At 58.1% G+C, this 10,894-nt stretch carries 6 protein-coding genes; 1 reads left to right on the top strand and 5 read right to left on the bottom strand.

Features of this window, described 5'->3' with window-relative positions; translation table 11 throughout:
- Nucleotides 1-1,608: 1,608 nt before the first annotated feature.
- Both RSB01_RS11645 and RSB01_RS11640 read right to left on the bottom strand, forming a co-directional pair.
- Complete coding sequence (locus tag RSB01_RS11645; RefSeq protein ID WP_332591076.1) at nt 1,609-4,011, bottom strand: ATP-binding protein; 2,403 nt, start codon at nt 4,009-4,011, stop codon at nt 1,609-1,611.
- Between the two features lie 230 nt (nt 4,012-4,241).
- On the bottom strand, nt 4,242-5,411 hold the full coding sequence (locus RSB01_RS11640; protein WP_332591075.1) for an aminotransferase: 1,170 nt from the start codon (nt 5,409-5,411) through the stop codon (nt 4,242-4,244).
- Between the two features lie 371 nt (nt 5,412-5,782).
- Here RSB01_RS11640 and RSB01_RS11635 point away from each other — a divergent pair, with 371 nt between their 5' ends.
- Entirely contained in the window at nt 5,783-6,196 is a 414-nt protein-coding gene (locus tag RSB01_RS11635) for a hypothetical protein (protein ID WP_332591074.1), read from the top strand.
- Between the two features lie 70 nt (nt 6,197-6,266).
- Here the strand turns inward: RSB01_RS11635 and RSB01_RS11630 are convergent, their stop codons facing one another.
- The 3 genes from RSB01_RS11630 to RSB01_RS11620 are packed head-to-tail and all read right to left on the bottom strand — an operon-like array spanning nt 6,267 to nt 10,545.
- Nucleotides 6,267-7,172: a hypothetical protein gene (locus RSB01_RS11630; RefSeq protein ID WP_332591073.1), complete on the bottom strand. Its 906-nt coding sequence runs from the start codon at nt 7,170-7,172 to the stop codon at nt 6,267-6,269.
- A 17-nt stretch (nt 7,173-7,189) separates the two neighbouring features.
- Nucleotides 7,190-9,706 carry a hypothetical protein gene (locus tag RSB01_RS11625; protein WP_332591072.1) on the bottom strand — a complete coding sequence of 839 codons (2,517 nt, stop codon included), beginning with the start codon at nt 9,704-9,706 and terminating at the stop codon, nt 7,190-7,192.
- 5 nt (nt 9,707-9,711) lie between these two features.
- On the bottom strand, nt 9,712-10,545 hold the full coding sequence (locus tag RSB01_RS11620) for a hypothetical protein (RefSeq protein WP_332620161.1): 834 nt from the start codon (nt 10,543-10,545) through the stop codon (nt 9,712-9,714).
- Nucleotides 10,546-10,894: the final 349 nt, after the last annotated feature.

The raw sequence follows: 10,894 nt of genomic DNA, 5'->3' as shown, positions 1-10,894 counted from the left end.
CATAGCCCTCGCCGCTACAGTGCTCTTTTGGCTATGAGTCCTGAGCCTAGCGACCCCAAGGCTGAACCTAGCCCTTCCAGTTCAACAGTCGAGATGCATTATACCGCTGCCACGACAAGAACGGACGCACCAAGAATGCCAACCTCAGAAGCATTTCAAACTATTTGGCGCGGCAAGATCCATCTCCTGCCCGTTCGTCTTTGATAGTCTTAATCCGCAGCCATCAGCGGATGTGAGTCAGTGAATTCGTCTAAATAAACCTTACGCGTGCGAGCGTGCCTCACCTACGCCAATAGCGGCACGATTCCTGTTGGAAAAATCAACATAAGCCATTGAAATTTATAGCCCACCATCATGCCGCTTTGGTAAAAATACACTGAAAAATCAATACTCGAACAGCGTCTCTTAATCAGCGGGTCCACGGTTCGAGCCCGTGATCACCCACCATCGTTTCTCTTGATAAAATCAATAACTTCCCCTCTCTGGGTTAGTTTTCCGCTCCCCAAATTATCGCGCGATAGCAGGTCACCTAGGTGACTTTATGCAAGTGCATATAATTTTATAAAGCAATATCAGTCAGATCCCGATATCTTCGCAGGTGACTTTAAAGCCCCCAAGCGCGCCCCACTGATTTCTCCACTTCCAGCGTTCACTTCTTACAAATACGATCACCGTTCGATAAACATCGAAGGGGAGTTCATATTCATGGAAGATCGCGCGTCGCTCACTTTTTCACAACGCACCGGCATAACCGTAACGCCACCACAGTTGAAGTTAGGAGAACTAGACGAAAAAGCTAGAAACCTTCTCCACTACGCGATTTATAAAGACCTCGAAAAGTCAACAATAAACAATTACAATGGATCATTTATATTAAAACCATGGGAAACAATTAATAAAGACGCGCACGTTAAATTATATTTCAACAATATTGATACCCATGACCCCTCTCACCATACTCAAGTTGGGCTAATAAAAAAACTAATAACCCGAGGATCATTCAATCAAATACTTGATTATGTTGAATTTTAATTAAATCACAATCTTTGTTGCTCAACTCTTCAGAACGACCTCCGAACCGCCCTTATCGACAGCAGGAGCGCTTATCGCATCCTCGACAATCAAACGGTCTCCGCTATCGGCACTGCAGAGGTAGCCGCCTCTCTTGAAGGTGCTATTGCTACCACTAAGGAAGTTGTACCCGGCGCAAGCCAGCACCTCCTACAGGCCTCAGTAGATTTGCGTCGCGGCGATTGGAGCGGCAGCGTACGCAACAGTATTCATGCCGTTGAAGCAACCGCTACGGTACTTGCTCCTGAAAGTAACACGCTCGGTAAAGCGTTGAATGCTCTTGACCAGAAGGGCCACATCCATGGCGGCCTTAAAGCCGCATTTAGTCAGTTATACGGGTACACTTCAGACGACGAAGGTATACGTCACGCGCTTGTATTCAAGGATAGCCCCACAGTCGACGAAAGCGACGCTCTATTTATGCTTGGGGCATGTTCGTCCTTCGTATCGTATCTACTCAGCAAGGGAGCTGCCGCTGGGCTGATTGGGGATGGATGACTTTGCCTTGTGATGCCGCGCCCGCATCGCCCCGCTCCCTTAATCCAGCGCTATATCCATAATATCGATGCCCGCATTGGGGCCCTGACGTGCGCGGATTTGCATCGCGCTGTGCATGGCTCCCAGCAGTTGTTCCAGCACGATAGGCTTGGCGACATAGCCATCGGCTCCGGCCTCGATGGCACGCTTGCGATCCTCGGCATTATCATTGGCCGAACAGACGACAATGGCGGCGGGCGATGCCCCCTTGGCCTGTTCCGCCATCCGGATGCGGCGTACCGCCTCCAGACCGTCCATGACCGGCATCTGCACATCCATCAAGATCACATCAAAGCCCCCCTTTGATGCCGCCTCGAGGGCTTCCAGCCCGTTTGCCGCATAGGTCAGCTGGTACTCGTCGCCGTTCAGAAGAATCCCGACGATGTTCTGGTTGATCGTATTGTCATCGACAATCAGAACCCGCAGCGCCTGCGTGTCGGCTACACGCTCTTTGGCGTGACCGGCGTCACTGGCTGGAAGCTCCACAGACCGGTCATGTGTTTGCGGCAGGGGCAGGCTGAACCAGAACTGTGCGCCCTCGCCCGGCTTGCTGGCTGCATTCAGCCGCCCGCCCATCATCTTTACCAGATTGCTGCTGATCGACAGGCCCAGCCCCGTTCCGCCAAAACGGTTCGAGATCGTCCCGTCAGCCTGACGATAGCGCTCGAAGATATGGCCGTTGCTGCCCGCATCAAAACCGATACCCGTATCGGTCACCACAAACAGGCATTGCTCGTCCGGCATCCTGACGACGCTGAGCAGGATACGCCCCTGCGGAGTGAACTTCAGGGCATTGCTGAGCAGATTGTTCAGCACCTCGCCCAGTCGGACATCGTCGCCCTTCACCCAGTAACTGTCTCCCAGATCGGTTTGCAGGGACAGTTTCAGATCGTGCGTTTCGGCCTTTGAGCGCCACAGAGCCACGACATCACGGACCAGTTGCGCCAGATCGAACGGCTGGGTCTCGATGGTCAGTTCGCCCGCTTCCATCTTCGCATTGTCCAGAACATCGGACAAAAGCCGGTCCAGCATCTCGCTGGAGGTCGCGATCAGACGCACCTTCTCGGCGACATCGTGCGGCAGGTCTTCCTTGCGCAAGGCATCTGCCATAGCCACCACGCCATTCAGAGGCGTGCGAATCTCATGGCTGACATCGGCAAAGAACTGGGCGCGGCGGGCATTCTCCTCGCGCTCGCGGGCATGGGCCTTTTCCAATGCCTGCGACATGCGGCGCTGGCGTAGCAACAGCAGGATCAGGCCTGCGATCAGGACGGTTATCGCCCCTATCAACCACCACTGGGTCGCAATCGTGCGGGCGCGCAGTTCGTTTTGGCGCTGTGCCTGCTGAAGCTGCTCGTCGATATCGACGACCACATCCTCCATCACCTGCGCAGACCTTTGGGTCGCCCTGCGGTACTGGCTCAGATGATAGTCTCGCAGGGCCTTGATCCCTTGCCGGTAATCGCCCGACGCCAGAAGCACCTCTGCCTCGGCACGGTGAACGGCGGGCGTGAACGGCATCTCGCTCGCATCGATACGGCGGCGGATTTCGCGAATGTCCTTGCGGGCCAGAGCCAGTTGCCCCGTCCGCGCATAACCCACGGCACGGCGCGGCAGCATCGATGGGGCCAAGGATGCAGGCACATCCAGCGCTGGCCCAAATGGCGCGTAACACGCCAGAACCGCCGGCCAGTCATCGCGCGTCACCGCCACATAGCCGCACAGACCACCGGCCATCGCCCGGCGCATCGGCGTACCCGTATGCTCGGCCAGTGACTGATAGACCCGCATGACCTGATAGGCCTCGTCATATCGCCCGACAAAGGCCAGTGTCAGCGACAGATTATAGACCGCCTCATAGTCAGGCCACGGATAGCCGCTGGCCTGCATGGCCCCTTCGGCCCGCTTCATCGCCTTCAGATAGCCGGACACATCGTGCAACTGGCTGTGGGCCAGTCCGATATAGCTCAAAAGGCGCACCTCGATGCCCCGATCCCCGTGCCGGTCAACCGGCAGGTCACGATAGGCATCGCGTAAAAGTGCCAGCGCGGCGGGCGCTTGCTGGTTGTCGATCAGCAGGCGGGCTTTGAGGATTTTCGCACGAAACCCAGCCATCGTGCCCGCATATTTGGCCACCAGCCTGTCAGCATCGGCCATCGTGACCGACTTGTCGCGCTGTTGACGGATGGTCGCGTCATTGACCTCGACCACCCCCAGATAAACATCGTCACCGCTCTGGAGTGCCATTTGGCGCAGACGCGCATTCCACTGGATCGCGGCCTCGTACTCGCCCTGATCGCCCATCAATACGGTCAGATGTTCGAGGCGACCCATATTATCGGGAGTGGCGTTGGCCATGGCCGCGAGGCCGTACCGGTCCAGTGACGCGAAGTCGGTGGCCATCGCCCGCTGCCTTACAGCCAAGGCATAATCCAGAGCAGACGAGTCCCTGCCCCGAACGGCCGCCGGTCCGCTCAGAGGCATCATATCGCCTACCGGACCTGCAGAACTGTGGGACGCTGATACCAGAAATACCGCAGCCGCAAGGGCAACTGCTCGGCTCAAGACATCGGCGCGAAACATGGAACCTACTACCTAGACTTGTGGCTAAGTGTGCGATCCAGCCGTCAAGGTCAACGCTTGGCCAGAATTATGCGTGCCTGCCCCAGCCGCCGGGCGGCTTCGTCCAGCACCGTTTCAGGCTTTGCAAAGCACAGACGCACGATACGCCCCTGCTCCGCATCGGACACAAAGGCCGATACAGGGATCGCGGCCACACCGAACTCGCGCACAATCGCTTCGCAGAAATCCGCATCGCCCATGGTTATGCCTGACGCCTGCAGATCGACATTCAGAAAATAGGTGCCGTGGCTGTCCAGACAGACATAGCCCTGCGCCATCAAGGCCTGTCGCAGATACTCGCAGCGGGCTGCCATCTCCTGCGCCATTTGCACATACCATTGCCCGTCCCAGCCCAGCCCCTCGGCCACAGCGGTCTGTAACAGCGGGGGCGTGGAAAAGGTCAGGAACTGGTGCGCCCGCGCGACGGGATCCAGCAGGTGCGGCACCGCACAGGCAAAACCGACCTTCCAGCCGGTCAGGCCGAACATCTTGCCCGCCGAGCCGATTTTGATCGTGCGCTCGCACATGCCCTCGATCGTGGCCAGTGGAATATGCGCCCTGTCGGTCAGACGCACATGCTCCCAGACCTCGTCGCTGATCACCACCAGGTCATGCGCCACACAGGCCTTGGCCAACGCCGCCAGCTCGTCGGCCCCGAACATCTTGGTGGCCGGGTTCATTGGATTATTGAACAGGATCGCCCGCGTGCGCGGCCCAATGGCCTGATCCAGCATCTGGGCCGTGATCTGCCAGTGCGGCGGCTCCAGCCGTACAGGTTTGACAATGCCGCCTGCCCGCTCGACCAGCGGACGATAGGCATCATAGGCAGGCTCGAAAACGATGACCTCATCGCCGGACCGGACCCACGCCATAACGGCAGCGGCAATGGCCTCGGTCGCGCCGGATGTCACCAATACCTGATCCGTCGTCAGGTCAGTGCCCTGCATACGATTATAATGTTCGGCAACGGCCTGTCGCAACTCGGGCAGACCGCGAGACGGCGCATACTGGTTCCAGCCATGCAGGGCAGCGTGCGCGGCCCGCTCCCTCAGCGCCAGAGGACCGGGGTCTTCCGGAAAACCCTGCCCCAGATTGATCGCCCCGTATTCGCGCGCCAGCCCCGACATCTTCTCGAATATGGTAACGGGCGCGTCAGCAAATACGGGATGGGGCGTCATCATCAGCGGGCCGGAAATGCCCCGCGACGTAACCAGTTCGTGAACAGACGAAACAGAAGGCTACCCTCGCGTGTATGGATCACACGACGTGCGTAGCGGCCCTTACCCTTGAAAACCTGTAGCGGCACGATGCGCTCCTCCCCTCGAATCAAGCAACCCATGCTGGACCTTTGATCGGAGAATAGGAAGAACATGGTTAATCGGTTTTAAACATTCCAAAACGCGCTCGGATAGCTTTGATCTAGGTTAAAGCGTTGTTCACCCTAAGCTTTAAAAGAGCGCTAAGCGTGTCTGATCGCCTCAGATTAACGGCTGCTGGTTAGAACAGACACAGCGATTGCAATGACAGAAGCGTCATAAAGGGGTCTGTAACCATGAAGAGTTTCGCTTTAGCCGCCGTATCGATGGCTGTGGCCCTCATGGCTATGCCAGCCACAGTTCAAGCCAAGGACACTGCCAGCGGAAACTTCCGCGTCCGTGCACACGTTCCGGTTTCCTGCTGGGTGCGCCCTGACCGCACGGTAACCGCAGAAGAAGGCGCAACCGGCGCTGTGATCGAGGCCTGCAACAATCCGGGGGGCTATACCGTTAGCGCCCAGTACCGCCAGCTTGGCACCGGCGAGAGCGCCCGCATGATCTATAACGATCAAGCTGTCGAGCTTTCCTCCAGCGGTCAGCAGGTCCTGCGCCAGTCGAACATGGCCACCATCCGCACCGTTTCCTACAAGTTCCAGAATGTAAATCTGGAACAGCCGCTGATCCTGGCCCTGACGATCCAGCCGATCTGATCGACGGTCACACCTAACGAAAACGCCCCGTCTTTATGGACGGGGCGTTTTTTGTTGTGCAACTGCGATCTTAAATCGCCGTCACGGTAAAGCGGATAATGTCTTTGTAACGGCCCGCACGTTTGGCGCCGATATCGCGTACATCGATACGCAGCGGATAGTCGTCAACGCGGGCACGCGATTCGCGGCTGCTCATAACGTGCGGAACGCCCAGATTGATATCGGTTCCACCCAGACGCAGGCCATAGGGAATGGCCCAACCCGGCTGTTCATGCAGCAACAGACCGCCATTCTGGGACGTGACCGTCACCTGATATCCGCTGCTGGCGCGCACATAGACCTTGGCATTCAACGGCACCACGCCGTTCTGGGTCAGATCGCCCAGATTCAGCGTCGGCGTTCCGTTCACGCGGGTAAACTCGCCAGCCAGACCGATAATCAACGACGGCGTGACCTCGAAGACCAGCGTCACATCGGTTGCCGAATGGATTTCGCCATTGGGCATACGGAACTGGACCGTCACCGTCTGGGTATAGCGACCCGCAGCAATATCTGCGGGCGGAATAACTGTGAAAGTAATCCGACCGGTTGCGGTACTGCCTGCACGCACAAGCGTGGTGCGGCCAACCAGATTTTCCGAAGAGCCCGGGGTCAGGTTATTGCGGTTAGATTCATCGCGCAGAGCAAAAGGTACAGTCTGGGCGCTGGTCCGGCTTTCCAGTACCCGCTTGTTGCCCACTGAAGTTACCTCCAGACGCCCCACGCAAGGTGTGCGGCCAGCGTTTGAGAACTGGATTTCGAACGGCGACGACACCTGGTTGTCCCCGAACGGATCGTGACGGATCACCCATTGCGACGGAGTGGTCATCGTCAACTCGCACTTGTTCTGTGCCAGAGCTTGCGGAGCCCACAGGGCCAGACCTGCCACAACAGCAAGGGCCGCGATTATCTTTCGGCGTAAAGCGGAGCGGATCATTTTATCGGACCCTCCTGTCATTGCTCGGTAACGATGATGGGTAAGGAAACCGTCTGGAGATCCAGAAGCCCCTCGTTGTCTTCTGGCACCTTGAACTGGAAGCCCTGCGCCGGAGAGGAGAACAACTCCACCCGATAGGTATGCCCCGGCTTCAGCTTCTGGATCGCGAAACGGCCCACCGAGTTGGTAAAGAAGATTTCAGGCTCGATCTCGGGTTCATCGACCGAGAAGATACGGCCTGACATCAGGCTGGCCGGAATACCGCCCTGCCCCACCAGTCGACCCATGGCCGAGACGAAGGCATCACTGCCCGCCACGATAACATAGCCACTGCGATAGGCCGGACGGACACGCTTGATGCCGTCACCGATGTCATAGCCCGCCGGAACATCGATCACGTCATAGCGGATCGACTGGTTCACATAGGAGCTAAGGTTGTTGGCCAGCGCCGGCCCCAGGGCACCGCTGCGCGAATTATAGCGCCCGCCTTCTAGGCTATCGCCGACGATAGCATCACGCCCGTCAAGGGATTCATGCGTATCGACAATGGCGAAGCTGTCATAGATGCGACGACCGACCGCGAACTTGCCGCCCGCAAAGGCCAGCGACGAGCCGACACTCAGCGATGTGATCTGCTGGTCGGTAATACGGCTGAAGTCCTGACCGAATGCGGAATGGGTCAAGGCACCGTCAAAGCGGTTACCGACATAGTCCACCTGAGCCGACAGGGTCGCAGGACCGTCATCATAGGTCGAGGCCACCGAATAGCCCAAAGCCCCCGCACGGTTCTCGCCCGACTGCTGGTAACGCACCGAGCCGGAATTGCGGGCCGAATTATAACGTGCCTCGCCGCGACGATCGAAGCGCGGCGTCCAGATCAGGGCAAAGGTGACACCAAAGCCTTCGGAAGTGCTGGCGAACGGCAGGCCGTAATCCGCATACTCCACGCCCACCTGCACACCCCATGCCGGAGTGAAATTATAGGTGCTGTAGGCGTTGATATTATAGGAGTCGTCAAAGCTGGAATTGCGGCTGATGCGATAGGCGGCACTGAGCGAGCCCATCCAGTATTGGCTGAAACGGCGGGTGTAGGCCCCCTGCATCGACCATTCTGTCGGGTTCTGGGCCATGGGATTTCCGATCGCGGAGAAATCCTCGGAAGTGTATTCCACCGCGACAGCCCATGAATCGTAAACATCGCCACGATCCACAAAGTGGTCGAAGCCGAGGGCCGTCATAAAGCCCTGCCCCTCGTCGGCATTGGTGCTGACTGCAGCATCCAGACGCAGGCGGCTTCCGTTTTTGAGAATGATCTGGGTTTGCCCCGTCAGGGTCTGGATGTCTTCGCTGGCCTGAAGTCCAAGCCCCAGCGCCGGACGGTTCTCGAACGCCTTGCGCCAATAGCCGCTAAACGCGAGTTGGCCGTCATCATAGTTGGGCGTACCGAATGTGCCGCTGCTGGTCATACCCAGAAAGGCACCGTACTCGTAATCGCCCGGATCCAGATCGATGGAATCCAGATAGGCGCTGTAGTTCAGGGTTTGGGTGCGCCCCAACTGATCACGAATTTCCAGCTGGATGTCGTTGGAACCGGTTTCCAGCGGCAGATTGGACAGATCGTACTGCCCTGCATCCAGCTGGAATTCGCGCACAAAGACGCCATTGCGCATGACCCGAACCGTCGAGCCTTCCTGAAGTACAACCTGACGGTTGCCGGACAGCACACTGTTGCGGAAGCTTTCGAAACGCTGGCGCTGGCGGGCAACGCCCACACCGCCCATCTGCACATAGCTTTGGCGGCCGCGGATTTCGGTATCCAGATCACCCGCCCACCAGCGGCGGAAGTTCTCGGGATCATCATAGACCAGACGGGCATAGCGGCGATTGAACTCGTACTCGCCCGTGCCAAAAGCCTCCTGCCCCTGATAGTCGGTTTCCAGAACCACACCGCCCAGTCGCACGGCACCGTTCAGGAACACGCTGGGGGCCTGCATGTCGCTGACATTATGGCGTTTTGAGACGCCAAGGCTGGTGTTCAGATAGGCCGAAAACCCTTCGGGCGCAGCAGCATGCTCTTCGGGTTTGCCTTGCTGGAACAGGTCTTCAATAGCCCGTTTGGACGGATCAATCCGCAGCACCATCACAGCCAGCTGTGTCGGATCATATTCCAGACGGATACCGCTGTTTGCGATTTCCTCGGGGCTAAAGCTTTCACTCTGCCCCAGAATAGCGGCGATCTCGGCCTGCGCCGCCTCGGTCAGCAACGGGTTGATCAGGGCCTTAAAACCGGACGCATAGACGATGAAACGATCGTCCTTCGTCAGCAGGACATCCATCTCGCCCAGAACACGACGATTAAAGTTCAACGGCACAGTCATGCCGATGTCGCGGTCATAAGGGTTGATATTGGGGCGCGCCGGAGCTTCTTGCCCCGCAGCATCCGTTGTCACCGCTTCCTGGGCAGCCGCCGGAAAGGCGATCGCCAGCAGCACAGCCGCCGAAGCCGCCATGCGCAAGCGCGCCGGATTGCTCAATCCTCTCATCGCGTGAACCGCACCTTGATAGGCTTGGTGCCATCCAGTTGCGTTTCGGTCGGCAGCTGGAAGGTGCGCTCGCCGCCCAGCGGCTGCAGATAGCCCACGCCAACGCTTTGCGAGATTTCGTCACCCGTATACTGGCGTGTGAAAGGCTTACCGGCCGTATCCGTGGCTTCGATAACCCAGTTCGCACCGCTCATCAGCGCATAGCGACGACCGGTATTACGCACCTTGACCTCGACACCGTGGGTCAGGGGCGCAGCCTCGGCCGTTCCCAATTCCGGATCGATTTCAGGGGCCATCGGTGCCACCATTGCAGGCGTCGCCGCAACCAGTTGCACGTTCGGCTCTGCACCCTGAGGGGCCACAACGATCAGGGCCTTCATCGTGTAGAGGACCTGAATCGAGGCCGTGCCGCCGGTCTCGGAATTCGGTGCCTCGGTTTGAACCGGCAACTGGCGTACCCATAGATAATAGGCTTGCGAGGCCGGCAGCTCCTGAGCGCCAACCCATTGCACGCGCACAATCTGACGGCCGCCAACAGGCACCACACCTTGCGGCGGGAAAATCAGAAAATCTTCGTCCGCAGGCGTTTCAACCACATTGCCTGTGGCATCCACTTCCATACGGGTCAGCAGCGTCTCGAACGGCAGGGCAGCACTGCCCACATTTCCCACTTCGATACGCGCGGTTGATCCGGCGCCCGACGTCGTCAGTTCCGAGACCATCGGGGATACGCGCATGGCCCATGCCACGGCAGAAACACCCGCAACGCCGATCACCACTGCGGCAAGACCCACAGCAAAACGGTTCAAGTATCGAATGGCAAAAGGCATTTGTGGTCTGTCCCCGGTTCCTCTGGTGCTCCGCCCGTTCCATTTCGGATCAGGCGGCACCTAACAGAACGATATTCTGCAAACGTTACGCCAAAGCTTATTCAGTCGCACGAATATGCAGGCGCAAACCAAGAGGCGCGCCCCGCCGAAACGGGGCGCGCAATACGCTTACTATTTTAAATCAGAAAGCCTGGATCTGGACGGCGACGGTGCCTTGGTAGTCACCAGCCAGCAGAGCCTTCGAGGCCACCGGAATGTTCACGGCCAGCGAGAAAGGCGACTTCCATGCACCGTGGTTAGCCACGTTGCTCAGAGCCGTCGAAGCGACGCTCAGGGTTTGCGAGCCACC

Origin of the sequence: Brevundimonas sp., assembly GCF_036659295.1 — a bacterium.
GTDB lineage: Bacteria > Pseudomonadota > Alphaproteobacteria > Caulobacterales > Caulobacteraceae > Brevundimonas.
Note: the sequence above shows the minus strand (reverse complement) of the source record. Positions and strands in the feature narration are given on the sequence as shown.

Bases quoted from the DNA above. Each gene is read 5' to 3' on its own strand.
- RSB01_RS11645 (WP_332591076.1), bottom strand. From the start codon at position 4,011: ATGGCCACCGACTTCGCGTCACTGGACCGGTACGGCCTCGCGGCCATG.
- RSB01_RS11640 (WP_332591075.1), bottom strand. From the start codon at position 5,411: ATGATGACGCCCCATCCCGTATTTGCTGACGCGCCCGTTACCATATTC.
- RSB01_RS11635 (WP_332591074.1), top strand. From the start codon at position 5,783: ATGAAGAGTTTCGCTTTAGCCGCCGTATCGATGGCTGTGGCCCTCATG.
- RSB01_RS11630 (WP_332591073.1), bottom strand. From the start codon at position 7,172: ATGATCCGCTCCGCTTTACGCCGAAAGATAATCGCGGCCCTTGCTGTT.
- RSB01_RS11620 (WP_332620161.1), bottom strand. From the start codon at position 10,545: ATGCCTTTTGCCATTCGATACTTGAACCGTTTTGCTGTGGGTCTTGCC.